Source organism: Peribacillus sp. SRI_006, from assembly GCF_057586375.1.
In genome coordinates, this window is the sequence record NZ_JBYCZT010000003.1 from 26030 (window position 1) to 40770 (window position 14741).

A 14741-nucleotide genomic window follows, 5' to 3' on the forward strand; every position below is an offset into this window, starting at 1 on the left:
GGTGAAAATAATGGACTTTGAAACGGTGATTGGTCTAGAAGTACACGTAGAATTAAAAACGGATTCTAAAATTTTCTCAGCGAGCCCAAATCATTTTGGTGCCGCTCCAAATAGTAACACGACTGTAATTGACCTAGGCTACCCAGGTGTATTGCCTGTCGTCAATAAAAAGGCTGTTGATTTTGCAATGAAGGCTGCAATTGCCCTGAATTGCGAAGTGGCGGAAGTTACGAAATTCGACCGGAAAAACTATTTTTACCCGGACAATCCTAAAGCATACCAAATTTCACAGTTCGATCAACCGATCGGTGAACATGGTTGGATTGAAATCGAAGTGGGCGGCAAGAAAAAGAAAATTGGCATTACCCGCATTCATATGGAAGAGGATGCTGGAAAGCTGACACATAAAGGGAACTATTCGCTTTGCGATTATAACCGCCAAGGTACGCCTCTTGTTGAAATCGTATCCGAACCGGATATCACTTCCCCGGAAGAAGCGTATGCTTATTTGGAAAAGCTGAAATCCATCATTCAATACACGGGCGTTTCCGATTGTAAAATGGAAGAAGGCTCACTCCGTTGTGATGCTAACATTTCCTTGAAACCTGTTGGTCAAAAGGAGTTCGGTACGAAAACCGAATTGAAAAACTTGAATTCATTCAACTTCGTTCGCAAAGGGTTGGAGCATGAAGAAATCCGCCAAGCGGAAATCTTGAATGAAGGCGGCATAATCGAACAGGAAACTCGCCGGTTCGACGAAGCTACAGGCAGAACCGTACTAATGCGAATTAAGGAAGGCTCCGATGATTACCGTTATTTCCCGGAACCGGACTTATTGACGATCCATATTGATGAAGAATGGAAAGCTCGTATCGCTGCCGAAATTCCGGAACTTCCAGATGCCCGGAAAAAACGCTATGTCGAAGAATTTGGCTTACCTGAATATGATGCAGCCGTTTTAACGGTAACGAAAGAAAGTGCGGATTTCTTTGAAGCGACAGTTGCTTCAGGTGCCGATGCAAAACTAGCATCTAACTGGATCATGGGTGAGGTTTCCGCTTTCTTGAATGCAGAAGGCAAAGAGCTGCATGATGTCAAATTGACTGCTGAATCATTGGCTGGAATGATCAAGCTGATTGAAGATGGCACGATTTCGTCTAAAATCGCTAAAAAGGTTTTCAAAGAATTGATTGAAAACGGCGGGGATGCTGAAACGATCGTCAAGGAGAAGGGACTAGTCCAAATTTCCGACGAAGGCGCATTGCGTACAGCCGTTGAAGAAGCATTGAATAATAACCCGCAATCCATTGAAGATTTTAAAGCCGGTAAACAAAAGGCAATCGGCTTCCTTGTCGGGCAGATTATGAAAGCGACAAAAGGACAAGCCAATCCACAACTTGTTAATAAAATTTTGGTGGAAGAAATCAATAAACGTTAATGTTGACCGTATCACTTTTAAAGTGGTACGGTTTTCTCTTGACTAAGGCTGAGAAAAATAATAAGCGGAAAAATAATTTTGAGTTATCTGTAGGGGTAACTCCTTTTTGTGTCGTCTATTACATGAATGTTTATCAGGAAAGGGGGAAGAGAAGTGTCCGATGAGTTAGTTGAGAAGGTAAGGGCTGGGAATGATCATGCATTCCGAATGTTGATTGAAAATTATAAACAGACGATTTATAGAACCGTCTATTCCGTCTTGCGGAATCAAAAGGATGCAGAAGATGTTACCCAGGAAGTCTTTATCAAAATCTACACTTCTCTTCCTCAATATAAGAACCAAGGCTTCAAAACTTGGATTACCCGAATTGCCGTCAATCATGCAATCGATCTAAAGAGAAAGAGGGAACGCCAAAAGGAAGAATTACAGGACGAACATTCATCGGAAGTTAATTTGGGCTTAACGGATGATGTCGAGGCAGTATTTTTTCGGAATGAAAGGCGAAAGCAAGTATTACGGAAGCTGAATGACCTTCCAGAGGGATATCGAGACGTTGTATATGGCTATTACATAAAGGAAAAGACATTCAAGCAAATTGCAGAGGAACATCAGATTCAAGTGAAATCTGTGGAAGTAAAGCTATACCGGGCAAGAAATTGGATGAGAAAACATTGGAAAGAGGAGGATTTTTCATGAATCATGTTTCAGAGGCACAATGGGTTGCATATTTGGCAGATGAAATACCAGAGGCTTTAAAAATTGAATATGAAAATCATCTATACTCCTGTGACAAGTGTTTGTCCGTCTATATGGAAGCGATGGAAAAAGAAGAAACAAGTCTTGACCTTGAAGGATTTGATATTGCAGGTCCAGTCATGGACTCTATTAGCCGATTGAAAGGCGGCTCTGTTGAAGAGTCTTGGCCACATCGAAAAGAGAAGTCACTTCGGACAATCACAAGACATTACCTGATTGCGGCCGGATTTACGATTTTATTAATGGCAGGCGGGGTATTTCAATCATTGACAGAATACGTGGATTCTGTGGAATCAAGCAGTGATAAGAAAACGCAGTCCTTGACCGAGGACCTTATTGATAAAACATTTACTTGGATGGATACAATCGAAAAGAAAAATAAGGAGGGGTTTAGAAATGAATAAAAGTCCGGTATTAGCTTTTTTATTATCCTTTCTGCCAGGTTTCGGACATTTTTACCTAGGAAGGCAATATAAAGGGCTATTTTATTTTCTTGCCACAGCTGGATTGGGGCTTGGAGGTCTTTTTCTTTCGTTAATCAGTCAATCGGATGCGTTTCTGGCATTTTCCGTTATTGGAATGGTGTTTTATTTCATCAGTATATTTGATTTGGTGGTCACCTCACTGAGGAATCCTAAAAGTGAAGAGAATGAAGAGGGAATGGCAAATCCGCCGGAAGCGGAAAGGTTTTATGTAATCATCCTTTCATTCGTTCCTGGGTTAGGGCATTTTCAGCTTGGCCTCATGAACCGTGGGCTCATTTTTCTCATCAGCTTTTTAGGCTTTGGCATCATGGTGATATTCATCAGTGTGATGACACAAATGGAAGGCCTGTTAATATTCATGGCACTATTGCCTGTTATCTGGATTTACAGCTTTTTTGATTCTGTTCAACAGCTGAATAAAAAGCAAAGAGGTGAGGAGCTTATCGATCGGACCGTTTTGGAAGATTTCGAGGAGAGACGGGAATCCGGGAAGAAGAGTAAAGCGGTCGCGACTTTATTCGCTATTTTCCCTGGTGCAGGTCACTTATATTTGGGGCTGCAAAAACGCGGGATACAATTGATGGCCGGCTTTTTATTCGCCATTTACATACTGGATTTACTCCGGTTGGGTTTCTTCTTCTTCCTTATTCCGATTATCTGGTTTTATAGTTTTTTTGATGGATTGCAAAAAGCATCAAAAATGGAGGAGGGGCCAGTAGAAGATACGCCCATCATTTCGGGAATGGTCAATCATCAAAAATGGTTAGGATTGGGTCTGGTGGGAATTGGAATCTATTTCTTGGCCAGTAATATGATCGTCCCAGCCATCGCTCCCCATTTAGATGAATGGATTGGAAGCAACTTGGAATATTGGTTTAGGGATTATTTTCAAAAAGGCCTTGTATGCATCCTTCTAATAGGCGGAGGAATCAAATTGCTGTCGGGAAGTAAAAAAGGGAGCGTCAAGGAGGAGACAAAATGAGAACATGGAGAGTCGGAACGATTTCAATGGGGATCTCCCTGGTTGGTTTGGGTTTTGTTTTACTCGTTACCCAAATTTTGGATATGAATTTGACGACGATTCTGCTATCATGGTGGCCGTTGCTGTTCATGATCTTGGGTACAGAGATTCTCTTCTATATTTATTTTTCCAGAAAAGAAAGTTCTTTTGTAAAATATGATATTCTTAGCATTCTTTTCGTTGGATTGCTTGGAACGACGGGAATAGTTTTAATTCTGCTTACATCCAGCGGATTGTTGGATCAAGTTAGGGCTGCCGTTAATAGTGAAGAGAAAACGGTCAATTTGCCTGGTTTCAATCAAAAGGCAGGAAAGGGCATACAGAGAGTTGTCCTGGACACTGGTTCATACCCATTGACAATTGAAAGTGGTAAGGACGAAGAAGTTTCCGTTTTTGGAACATATGGTGAGCGGGTAATGGAAGATGATGATTCATTGTTGAACAATGCGGAAGATTATTTACTTGTTGAAAGAAATGGTGATACTCTTTATATTAGCTTCAAGGATTTACCGAGTCAAAATGGACTTTTGGACAGTGGTACAAGGAATCTTAAGGCAACCCTTATAATCCCTGCTGAGTTGGCAGTGGAGATAGACGGTCAAAGTACCGATCTTGTCTTGAAGCCTAGAAAGCTCTTGAATGACTGGAGTGTAAAGGACAGCGGAAATCTAAGTGTAGTCCTTCAGGATAATAGTGATATCAAGATAGATGCTAGAGGGGTAGAGGAACTTGAAGGCCCCGAGAGTGGCTGGAAGATGACTGAAGTGAAAAAAGGAACAAGTGATGAAGGCATTGTAAAAAAGAATGGGATATTCAATAATGGTGATGGGAAACATACTTTAACGGTTACCGATACATTTAACGTGAACGTTCAATATCCATGATTGAAATCATTTACTAGAATAAAATTGTAAAAAGCATTATAATTTTCCCTGATAAGATTTCTAGTAAAATGTAAAAGATATGGACCGAAATACGGTCCTCTTTTTTTCGAATATTGCTTTTCATGTAATGAAGGATTAAGATGTAAATTATGGAATCAATATGTATAAGGATGATGGGAAATGAAAAGAGCAAGGTTGATTTACAACCCGACTTCGGGCCGGGAAGCCATTAAGAAGAGCCTGCCAGGTGTGCTAGCGAAGCTTGAAGAAGCTGGTTATGAAGCTTCTGCACATGCGACGACTGGTGCTGGGGATGCGACGAAAGCGGCAAAGATAGCGATTGAACGCGGCTATGAGGTAGTTATTGCAGCAGGGGGCGACGGTACGATTTATGAGGTTGTTAATGGACTGGCCACTGCAGAGAAACGTCCGAAACTAGGAATCATCCCGACGGGAACGACCAATGATTTCGCCCGGGCGCTGCATTTACCGAAGTCGATCGAAGGGGCAGCCGAAATTATTGCCGGCGGGCATACGATGCCGATCGATATCGGGAAAATGAACGATAAGTATTTTATCAATATTGCTGGCGGGGGCAGATTGACCGAATTGACCTACGACGTGCCGATCAAGCTGAAAACGATGCTCGGTCAGCTAGCGTACTATATTAAAGGAATTGAAATGCTTCCTTCAATTAAGCCGACGGAAGTTTCTATTGAATATGATGGAAAGCTTTTTGAAGGGGAGATCATGCTTTTCTTGGTGGCTAACACGAATTCGGTCGGGGGCTTCGAGAAACTGGCCCCTGACGCCTCTTTGAATGATGGTATGTTCACGTTGCTTATTTTAAAAAAGGCAAACCTGGCTGATATTGTCCGTGTCGCAACATTGGCAATGCGCGGTGAGCATATCCATGATAAAAATGTCATTTATGAAAAAGCCAATCGAATTAAAGTACAGGCCAAAAAGGATATGATGCTTAATTTGGATGGGGAATTTGGCGGGATGGCCCCAGCTGAATTCGTCAATCAGTACCGCCATTTTGATGTATTCATCCCGCAAGGACTACTGCCGGATGATCCGGCAAATAAATAAGGTGAAAAGGCCACTGAATCTGGTGGCCTTTTCAGTTTAATGAAGCAAGGAGAATTGCAACATGTATATCAGGAAAGCGACACCGGAGGATGCGGACAAGGCAGCCATATTGACCCGGTTAGCGATTAAGGAAATTGCAGAGGTTTTGACAGGTGAAACGGAAGAAGAAAGAATACTTTCCGTTCTTGCCGACTTGTTCAGGAAAAGTGGGAATCGGGTCAGCTATGAAAATACGCTTGTCAGTGAACATGATGGACAAGTATCTGGATTGATCATTGCTTACCATGGCAAGGATGCCGAAAGCTTGGATGAACCGATAGTGAAACAATTAAGGATGAAAATGAAAGACCCAAGCGTTACGCTCGATAAGGAAGCGGAAATGAGAGACTTTTATTTGGATACCGTGTCCGTCGACCCGAATTTTCAAGGAAGAGGAATTGGCAGTGCACTGATTCAATATGTGGAGGAATACGCTAAAAATAAGGGGTATCCAAGAATTTCTTTAGTCGTTGAAAATGAAAATGTAGCAGCGAATCGTCTCTATGGCAGATTAGGATATATAGAAATGAAAACCATTTCGATTAGCGGCCATGAATTTCGCTATATGGTAAAGGAAATAGAAGAACCTCCTGTTTAACAGGGGGTCCTTTTTAGTTCTTTGAAGTTTGGCATTGTATGCGATTACATTTGCTGCCCATTCATGGCTGCCCAATCAGCGTAAGCTCCGGTGCCATTACAGCCGGGACAGTCGTGTATATCGGAAAAATGATATTCCGTAGGTACGAAGGAGCTGTATCCACGTCCGTAACAATCCGGACAGAGGCCTTTTTCCTCCATACTCGCTCGATGTTTTTCTATCCTTGTAGCATTCCAGGCCGATATAGAGTTAAATAAACCCATTTCCTCACCTCTTTTGTTTTTCCTTATTTTTCTTTTTTTATTGAACTTTTATTCATGGAACTATGAAAAATCCGTAATTCCTTCCACTATATTTTTATGAAAACCAGGGTAAATTGGTGAGTGGTTTTGTGGCAAGGCCTCTATTGTGGTAAAATACAGGCTAGCATAAAAAAGAAAAGAGAAGATGATATGAAAAAAACAGCACCAGTTGCTAAAAATGATATAGTAGAGGTTTTATTTGAAGATTTAACACATGAAGGAGCTGGCGTCGCTAAAGTCGATGGCTACCCGATCTTTGTTCAGGGCGCCCTTCCAGGTGAAAAAGCAAAAATCAAAGTAATGAAGGCTAATAAGGGTTATGGCTTCGGACGCTTGATGGAGATTATCGAAAACAGTCCATACCGGGTTGAGGTCACGACTGAAGACTACCATAAGTACGGTGGTTGTCAGCTGCAGCATATGAGCTATGAAGGACAGTTGGAATTCAAGGAAAAGCAAGTACGTGAAGTGATGACACGCATTGGGAAACTTGAGGATGTGAAGGTTCACCCGATCATCGGGATGGAGAATCCAACCCATTATCGCAATAAAGCGCAAGTGCCTGTTGGTGAAAAGGATGGCAAGCTAATAGCAGGGTTCTTCAAACCGCGGACACATGAAATCGTTGAAACGAAAGAAAGCATTATCCAAAATGAATTGATTAATGAAGCCGTTCAAGTCGTTAAAGAGATTTTCAGTAAACTTGGTATCCCCGCTTACAATGAAGAGGCACATAAAGGTGTATTGCGGCACATCATGGCCCGTTATGGCAAACAAACAGGGGAATTAATGATTGTTCTTGTTACTAGAACGAAAAGTATCCCTTTCATCGAAACCATCGTGAAGGAAATCGTTGAACGTCTTCCACAAGTTAAATCCATCGTTCAAAACGTGAATTCCAAGAAAACGAATGTTATCTTAGGCGATAAAATGACTGTGCTATGGGGCGACGAAGTGATCCATGATATGATCGGTGATGTGAAATTTGCGATATCAGCAAAATCTTTCTACCAAATCAATCCGGATCAAACGAAAGTCCTTTATGATAAAGCTCTTGACTATGCAGGGCTGACTGGCGAAGAAACGGTGATAGATGCCTATTGCGGCATTGGGACCATCTCATTATTTTTAGCTAAAAAAGCGAAAAAAGTAATCGGTGTCGAAGTGGTCGAAGAAGCGATCGAAGACGCACGGCGCAACGCTGAATTGAATGAAATCTCAAATGCAGAATTCATGGTCGGCGATGCAGGTAACGTTATTGCTGAATGGTATCAAAAGGGCAACACTGCTGATGTCATCGTGGTGGATCCGCCACGCAAAGGTTGTGAAGAATCCCTTCTGAATACGATCATCGAGATGAAGCCTAATAAAGTCGTATACGTATCATGCAACCCAGGAACTCTAGCGCGTGATCTTCATATCTTGGAAGAAGGCGGATATAAAGCAGTTGATATCCAGCCTGTCGATATGTTCCCAATGACGACACATGTTGAAAATGTAGTGTTATTAGAGTTGAAATGATTGAATGTGGGCCCGGTCTAATTGACTGGGCCCGCATTTTTTATGTTTGTACAATATGGATTGACTTCCGATCCACACACTTGCTCTCTGCGGGCGGTCGTCCCTCGGCATGCGCCTGAGGGGTTTCACTAGTCGCGCTTTTCCCGCAGGAGTCTCTCCAAAACAACTTAGTTACAACAGTTAGAAAGGAGCCATGCCTAAAGGAGTTGCAGGGCTGCTTTGGGTCAGGTTGTTTCGGGAGAATATTTGAAGAAAGATAGGTTCCCGAACCCCTTTGTCAACGAACTGTTGGTCCCGGTCTAAATGACCGGGACCTTTTTCACGTAGTTAAATTGAAGAAAAGGGAGGGGATTTTTTTTTTGCATGATTATTCTTGACGCTCTGACTTGGACATATATTAAGAAATATATGGATTGGGAGGCAAGGTGATTTTATTAATTTTCAAAAAGCGGTGGCTGTCATTGTTGGTAGCATTTTGGTGGGCATTGGAATAAATGGATTTTTGGTTCCTCATCATTTAATAGATGGGGGCGTAATTGGGATTGCACTCATCCTTCATTATTTCTTTAGTTTTCAAACGGGACTATCCATGTTGGTCCTTAGCATTCCTATATTCTTATATGCCTGGTATTATGAACGCCCTTTTTTCTATAGCAGCGTTCACGGATTGCTTTTGACATCCCTTTTTATGGATTGGCTTAATCCATTGAAAAAGGTTTTTTCCATTTCAATACTGGCAAGCTCCTTGATTGGCGGTGTCATCATAGGGATGGGCATAGGACTCATGCTTCGATATGAGACAAGCAGCGGGGGGACGGATATGCTAGCCAAAATCATCTCAAAATCCACCTCCATGGATATTGCTTTGGCGATTATCGTCATAGATACATTAATCATTTCAGCTGCAGCATTCACCTTAGGTATCGAAATTTTTCTTTTTTCATGTGTGACGATCGTGATCATTGGACTGGTCACATCGCTTATGAAAGTGAGGGAATGAATATATAATCAGTTCCTTAAGATATGGATTACGTTATCTATTGCCTTTTGAAGCTTCTCGCTATTTTTGCCAAACATCTCTTTAGCTTCTTTTGATTCAGTTCCAAGTGCAAATAACTCCAAGTCCGCTTGGCATTTCTTCAAGGTCGCGAGCAAAAGAGGTTTTTCTTGAGGAGAAGGAACTTTAAGTTTATCATCAAAAAGGTCCACAGTTAATTCTCCATTAGAATTGGCCTGACCAAGAAAAACATTATCGAGGATTACCCCCAACTTATCCAGTTCAGTAAGAAGCCAATTTCGGTTCAGACCAATCGTGGAAAGTGGTTCATCAAGTATACTGCCATCCATGATTATGGTTTGTGGCTCCTTTACTGCAGCCACTGGCATGTTAAGGTCCTTAGGTGTTACAGGTTGATTTTGCTTCTTTAACATTACGGAAAAATCCCCGTCGGCTTCCAATAAGGCAAACTCAACTTCAGAAATATCAAAGACATCCTTTTTTCGGAGCAATCCCAGCAATTCATCGATGGTATATTTCTCTTTTTTTAAATTATCTTCCATGACTTTCCCATCTTTGATGAAAACCGATGCTTTTCCTTCCACAAGATCACGGAATGTTTTACTTTTTAAGGATATTAATCCTGCAATGAAAGGTGCTATGGCAAAAACAAGAATGGACAGGACGCCATGTATAATATTGCCCTCCACTTTTGTAGCTAATTCTGCCCCAACATTACCGATGGTTATGCCCGTTACATATTCAAAAAAGGAGAGCTGGGACAATTGTTTTTTTCCTAACACTTTAGTGATTAAAAAAAGAACAATTAAAAAGAAAAATGAACGCAAAACAATTTCTAACCAACCCGGCATTACCAATCACCTCCTGCTTGATCATTAAAAACCTTTATATTGTGGTTCCTCCCGTTCTAACTCGCCCACGCGCTTCTGTACGTCCTTCCTAACTTCATTAACCACCAGCATCGTTTCGTGCAAAATCCGTTTAGATTCATCATCTTGAGTCCTGAGTGCTAAGCTGGATAAGCCTGCTTCAATTCCTTTTAGGCTGGAGACACATTGTTTGACATTGGAAGCTATCGTCATGCAGCAACCTCCTTATCTTTTTAGGTCTATAATAATGACTCGGAACCATGAGTAGCTGTTATCCAGGCACTGGTTGCTTCCAGCATGCCAGCGGCAACAACCGATCAATCGATTCTTTTCCACATCCGCTAACGCTACAGAAACAATCTCCGCAGCCAAGAATATCCATCCAATATGAGCAGGTGTATGTTCAAACATCAACCCTTAGTTTTGTGCTTCTCCGTCATATTCAATCGATACGGCATGGGCGATGCATGGAATCGTCTCACTTTGTTGAAAGGATAGGGGAGATAGCAAGGCACCGGTAGCCACGACGAGCAATCGTTTAATTTCTCCTTTTTTCATGCGATTTAATAAATGACCATAAACGACGGTTGCGGAGCATCCAGGGCCACTTGCCCCGGCCAGGACCGGTTGACCATCCCTGTATATCATTAAACCGCAATCTTTATATTGCTCTTCTTTAATCGGCGTGCCATGTTTTTTAAATATTGCCAAAGAAACTTCATGTCCAATCTTTCCTAAATCCCCAGTCACTATCAAATCATAATAGGATGGGTCGAGGTTTCTTTCTCTGAGATGTGCTTCAATCGTATCTACAGCGGCCGGAGCCATGGCACCTCCCATATTGAAAGGATCGGTCAATCCCATGTCGATGACACGGCCTATCGTAGCTGAAGTGACCCTTGGGCCTTCCCCGGCATTGCTTAATAAAGCCACTCCTGCCCCCGTAACGGTCCATTGGGCTGTCGGAGGTTTTTGCCCTCCGTATTCAGTTGGATAGCGAAATTGCTTTTCCACTGCAGCGTTATGGCTTGATGCTCCTGTCAATAAGTACTCTGCCCCTTTTGTGTTGACAAGGTATGCACCAAGAGCCAGTCCCTCCATGGAGGTGGAGCAGGCGCCAAATAAGCCGAGATAAGGTGTTCCTAGTGTTCGACAGGCAAAACTGGTAGGGGTTATTTGATTGATTAGGTCGCCTCCTAGGAAAAATTGTATCTGTTCCTTTTGAAGACCCGCCTTCTCGATTGCTTTTGTACTCGCTTCCTCCAATAAGACTTTATGTGCTTTTTCATAGGTATCTTGATTGATCCATAAATCGGAATGGAGAAGATCGAAATCATCCGCAAGCAAACCGTCTGCTTCAAATGGACCGCCAACGGTTCCAGTGGAGACGATGACAGGCTTTTGATCAAACACCCATGTGCGATGCCCCGTAAGCATTATTAAACCACCCCATTGTATGAGTATTGTCAGTAAGATTAAACAAAGGAATAACATAAAAATCCTTCAGCCAATTTGAATATAGTACAGCCACGAAACCTTTGGCCCGGAGTTCAATGGCTGCAGTATCACCGCAACCTGAAAGGAACAAAGCGGCCAATTCGGTCAAACAAAATCCGGAGATAAAGCAGTCAGCTTTTACTTTTTATCATTTAACATCCTTGTATCACATCATTCGGCGTTAAAAGTCTTTCTGAAGTCCAGGACAATCGTAATTCTCAAAACGATCTTCTACGATGATTCTGAAGTTGTAGTCGATCATAATTTAAGAATTACAGCTCTTTCATCCGCAGTTCAAGTCAGGTATGTAACCCTTTGGTAGTTTGTGATTGGCTTAAAGATTTTGTTCTTGGTTATGGAAAGATATAAAAAAGGCTGGTTGCTTTAACCAACCTTTTTTATATGGATGATCATTGTTTATATTGAGGTTCCTCGTTTTGAATCTCTTCTATGCGAGGAGTGATGCTGTCGACAATCGTTTGTGTTTGTTGGGCAGCTTGTTGGTACAATTGTTTGGCTTGCTCATTATCTGTTGAAAGGGCGAAAGTTTCAAAGCTCGCTTGAGCGCTTTTTAACCCTGCTATAGTTGTTTTGACATCGTTTATAACTGTCATATATGAACCCCCTAGTTTTTAACTGCCTTATTAGAGTGAGGAAAAATTGAATATCCATACCTTCTAAATATATCCATGATTGAAATCGCTTAGCTTCTTCCATTAATCAAACGTTTGATTAATGGAATGGAAACAAGCAGAATTCATTGTTTTAATCCTCCTTTTTCGTTGTGCGACTCGTTTTTATTGTTTAATCATTGACCGAATTCAGAATTTTAAATATAATTGTAGAAAACATAACGTTGTTACGTGAGGTGATATGACATTTATATTATGGACGATTTATATAGTAGGGTTATTATTGAAATTTCATCTGAAGAAGTGATGAAAGGACTGCTATTCCACAAAAGCAAACAGGAGTCGGAAATTGAATCGATCAAAGGTAAAATTCATAAATATGAGCAAAAACGACGAGCTGAGGAAGCTTGGTATCAATCACTGTCACCATTTAAACGTTTTTTTACAGGGCGTGCCCCAAGTCATCACCAGGCGGTTGAACATTTGGTGAATGTGAAAGATAGATATAAACAAATCGAGAGAATAAAACAGCGGGTCGCTTTTTTAGATGAGGTGATCGGTTTACTTGAGGCTGAACCAGAAAAAAGGGAAATGAATTTACCATCAGACATCATTAAAGAAATAATGGCCTGGCAGAAAGCGGAGGGAACGCCGAGATGACTCTAGAAACGTTAAATGCTGGCTTGGATACGATTTGGGTGGTTCTTACAGCAGCCATGATACTATTGATGGAGGGCGGGTTTGCCTTATTGGAGGCAGGGTTCGTCCGTACGAAAAATAATGTGAACATCATCATGAAGGTTTTTGCCGATATTACGATCGGAACGCTTTGCTATTTCGTCGTTGGTTTTGGCTTAATGTATGGAAAGGATGTATTTGGAATCATCGGGGCAAGTGGCTTTCTGCTGAAAGGTGATTTGTCGCACATCGACCTTACGATTTCCATGGATGCATATTGGTTATTTCAAGGGGCATTCGTCATCGCCGTCATTTCCATCGTTTCGGGAGCAGTTGCGGAAAGGATCAATTTTCGGGCGTATCTTATTTTTGTCGTAATGATGACAGCATTCATCTATCCGATTGCCGGTCACTGGGTATGGGGTGGCGGATGGTTAAGTAGGATGGGCATGCAGGACTTCGCAGGGTCTGCTGTCATTCATGCACTAGGCGGTTTTTCAGCACTTGCGGCTGCCATTGTTATCGGGCCGAGAGCAGGTAAATTCACTTCAAGGGGGACCAGCTCCATTTCGCTGCCGAGTAATCTCCCCTTGGCATCTGTCGGGGCATTCCTTTTATGGTTTGGCTGGTTTGGATTTAATGCAGGAAGCACCTTGCAAGCTACAGATGTCCGAATTGGACATATTGCCATTGTCACGATGCTCTCAGCGGCATCAGGGGGAGCGGTTACCCTGCTTTATACACTGTTTAGATATGGACGCTCGGATGCACCTTCCGTCATCAATGGCTCACTTGCTGGTCTTGTCGGGATTACAGCTGGATGTGCATTCGTTAGTGATCTGGCGGCGTTGCTGATTGGAGCAGTTTCTGGAATGTTGATGTTAGCTGCGACAAATTGGTTGGAAGCCCGGAAAATCGATGATCCGGTCGGTGCCTTTCCTGTTCATGCGGCATCAGGAATGTGGGGGACGCTAGCGGTAGGGCTTTTCTCCACTGAAAACGGATTGTTTGCCGGCGGAGGATGGCATTTGCTCGGAGTTCAAATATTAGGATTAGTGGTGTTATGCATCTGGGGCTTTTCAGTGACTTGGCTTGTTTTTAAAGTTATAAATGTTTGGCTGCCGATAAGATCGACTGAAGAAGAAGAAGAACTTGGGTTGGATATCAGTTATCATGGCATCATGGCCACACATACCTCGCCGGAATTCATCAAGGTAGAGGAATACTATAAGCAGGATGAAGAATTGACAAGATAATGTCTATAATACAATGGTAAAATCAAGTAAGAGGTGAATTTTTAAATGGGTGTATGCAATCTTAATCATTCGCAGCAAGATGTCAGGCTGAAATTTGAGAGCCAAAAGGCATTTTTACCAACACAATTGAGTCAAACATTAGATCGATATCTTGAAAAAGGGAATTCGCAGGAAACATTGAATGAACTTTTTCATCTATTGAAGAAGTATGACTTGTCTACCCAGGAGGAACAGGAATCTAGAAACGAAAAGTTGAAACGAATCATGTTGTAAATTAGAATGAGCAGGAGTGTAAATATGACTCCTGCTCTTTTATTTTCTTGGCTCTTTTCGTAAAGGTTGTTGTTTTTAAAACGAAACTATCTAAGGTTGATTGGAGCGAGCATCTTGGAGGGGAAATCAACCACACCTCCCTACTTGGTAAATAGTAACAAAGTATGTGAAAACAGCCATTTTCTTATAAATAACTTGATGAATTCTGCGGGAATATGGCAGATTCCTATTTTTTATTCTGCAGATCAGTATTGTGTAACTACTTTTTTAAAGCAAGTAGCAGGATTCATATTTAAGGCGGCGAAAACAATTGTGTATATGACAAATAGTGAAAATCGTAAAGCTTTGTAACCCTGGACAAGGGGTTTGGTGAACCTTT

General features: G+C 41.8%; 18 protein-coding genes. 13 read left to right on the plus strand and 5 right to left on the minus strand.

All coding sequences use genetic code 11. From position 1 onward, the window contains the following. Nucleotides 1–10: 10 nt before the first annotated feature. The 7 genes from gatB to AC2YHV_RS04405 all read left to right on the plus strand — a co-directional run bounded on the left by gatB (nt 11) and on the right by AC2YHV_RS04405 (nt 6316). Nucleotides 11–1438: an Asp-tRNA(Asn)/Glu-tRNA(Gln) amidotransferase subunit GatB gene (gene gatB, locus AC2YHV_RS04375; protein ID WP_034306078.1), complete on the plus strand. Its 1428-nt coding sequence runs from the start codon at nt 11–13 to the stop codon at nt 1436–1438. Between the two features lie 153 nt (nt 1439–1591). Beyond that, entirely contained in the window at nt 1592–2134 is a 543-nt protein-coding gene (locus AC2YHV_RS04380; RefSeq protein ID WP_487372685.1) for an RNA polymerase sigma factor, read from the plus strand. Further along, the gene (locus AC2YHV_RS04385) at nt 2131–2598 is read left to right on the plus strand and encodes a hypothetical protein (RefSeq protein WP_187050405.1); all 468 of its coding nucleotides are present in this window, start codon (nt 2131–2133) and stop codon (nt 2596–2598) included. The genes AC2YHV_RS04380 and AC2YHV_RS04385 overlap by 4 nt, the downstream gene beginning before the upstream one ends. After that, nucleotides 2591–3661: a hypothetical protein gene (locus AC2YHV_RS04390; protein WP_487372686.1), complete on the plus strand. Its 1071-nt coding sequence runs from the start codon at nt 2591–2593 to the stop codon at nt 3659–3661. The genes AC2YHV_RS04385 and AC2YHV_RS04390 overlap by 8 nt, the downstream gene beginning before the upstream one ends. Continuing rightward, nucleotides 3658–4584, plus strand: coding sequence for a hypothetical protein (locus AC2YHV_RS04395; RefSeq protein WP_487372687.1), 927 nt, complete (start codon nt 3658–3660; stop codon nt 4582–4584). The genes AC2YHV_RS04390 and AC2YHV_RS04395 overlap by 4 nt, the downstream gene beginning before the upstream one ends. A gap of 180 nt (nt 4585–4764) precedes the next feature. Next, a complete protein-coding gene (locus AC2YHV_RS04400; RefSeq protein WP_034306067.1) occupies nt 4765–5679 on the plus strand; it encodes a diacylglycerol kinase in 915 nt (304 codons plus the stop codon). A gap of 61 nt (nt 5680–5740) precedes the next feature. Beyond that, the gene (locus AC2YHV_RS04405) at nt 5741–6316 is read left to right on the plus strand and encodes a GNAT family N-acetyltransferase (protein ID WP_063577517.1); all 576 of its coding nucleotides are present in this window, start codon (nt 5741–5743) and stop codon (nt 6314–6316) included. A 44-nt stretch (nt 6317–6360) separates the two neighbouring features. Here AC2YHV_RS04405 and AC2YHV_RS04410 read toward each other — a convergent pair whose 3' ends face one another. Next, nucleotides 6361–6579, minus strand: coding sequence for a hypothetical protein (locus AC2YHV_RS04410; RefSeq protein ID WP_034306063.1), 219 nt, complete (start codon nt 6577–6579; stop codon nt 6361–6363). 189 nt (nt 6580–6768) lie between these two features. Here AC2YHV_RS04410 and rlmD point away from each other — a divergent pair, with 189 nt between their 5' ends. Beyond that, entirely contained in the window at nt 6769–8139 is a 1371-nt protein-coding gene (gene rlmD, locus AC2YHV_RS04415; protein ID WP_487372688.1) for a 23S rRNA (uracil(1939)-C(5))-methyltransferase RlmD, read from the plus strand. A 451-nt stretch (nt 8140–8590) separates the two neighbouring features. Then, a complete protein-coding gene (locus AC2YHV_RS04420; protein ID WP_487372689.1) occupies nt 8591–9139 on the plus strand; it encodes a YitT family protein in 549 nt (182 codons plus the stop codon). 8 nt (nt 9140–9147) lie between these two features. Here AC2YHV_RS04420 and AC2YHV_RS04425 read toward each other — a convergent pair whose 3' ends face one another. The 4 genes from AC2YHV_RS04425 to AC2YHV_RS04440 all read right to left on the minus strand — a co-directional run bounded on the left by AC2YHV_RS04425 (nt 9148) and on the right by AC2YHV_RS04440 (nt 12137). Beyond that, nucleotides 9148–10008: a DUF421 domain-containing protein gene (locus AC2YHV_RS04425; RefSeq protein WP_487372690.1), complete on the minus strand. Its 861-nt coding sequence runs from the start codon at nt 10006–10008 to the stop codon at nt 9148–9150. 24 nt (nt 10009–10032) lie between these two features. Then, a complete protein-coding gene (locus tag AC2YHV_RS04430; RefSeq protein ID WP_057278504.1) occupies nt 10033–10239 on the minus strand; it encodes a DUF1657 domain-containing protein in 207 nt (68 codons plus the stop codon). A gap of 204 nt (nt 10240–10443) precedes the next feature. Further along, nucleotides 10444–11463 (minus strand): stage V sporulation protein AD, encoded by a 1020-nt coding sequence (spoVAD, locus tag AC2YHV_RS04435; protein WP_487372691.1) that lies wholly within the window; start codon nt 11461–11463, stop codon nt 10444–10446. A 470-nt stretch (nt 11464–11933) separates the two neighbouring features. After that, a complete protein-coding gene (locus AC2YHV_RS04440; protein ID WP_057278507.1) occupies nt 11934–12137 on the minus strand; it encodes a DUF1657 domain-containing protein in 204 nt (67 codons plus the stop codon). A 273-nt stretch (nt 12138–12410) separates the two neighbouring features. On the opposite strand from AC2YHV_RS04440, the gene AC2YHV_RS04445 reads away from it, so the two are divergent. The 4 genes from AC2YHV_RS04445 to AC2YHV_RS04460 all read left to right on the plus strand — a co-directional run bounded on the left by AC2YHV_RS04445 (nt 12411) and on the right by AC2YHV_RS04460 (nt 14713). After that, on the plus strand, nt 12411–12815 hold the full coding sequence (locus tag AC2YHV_RS04445; protein ID WP_487372692.1) for a hypothetical protein: 405 nt from the start codon (nt 12411–12413) through the stop codon (nt 12813–12815). Beyond that, nucleotides 12812–14089 (plus strand): ammonium transporter, encoded by a 1278-nt coding sequence (locus tag AC2YHV_RS04450; RefSeq protein ID WP_230134467.1) that lies wholly within the window; start codon nt 12812–12814, stop codon nt 14087–14089. The genes AC2YHV_RS04445 and AC2YHV_RS04450 overlap by 4 nt, the downstream gene beginning before the upstream one ends. Nucleotides 14090–14134: 45 nt before the next feature. Then, nucleotides 14135–14362, plus strand: coding sequence for a hypothetical protein (locus tag AC2YHV_RS04455; protein WP_048680546.1), 228 nt, complete (start codon nt 14135–14137; stop codon nt 14360–14362). Nucleotides 14363–14476: 114 nt separating this feature from the next. Then, nucleotides 14477–14713: a hypothetical protein gene (locus AC2YHV_RS04460; protein WP_487372693.1), complete on the plus strand. Its 237-nt coding sequence runs from the start codon at nt 14477–14479 to the stop codon at nt 14711–14713. Nucleotides 14714–14741 lie beyond the last annotated feature (28 nt).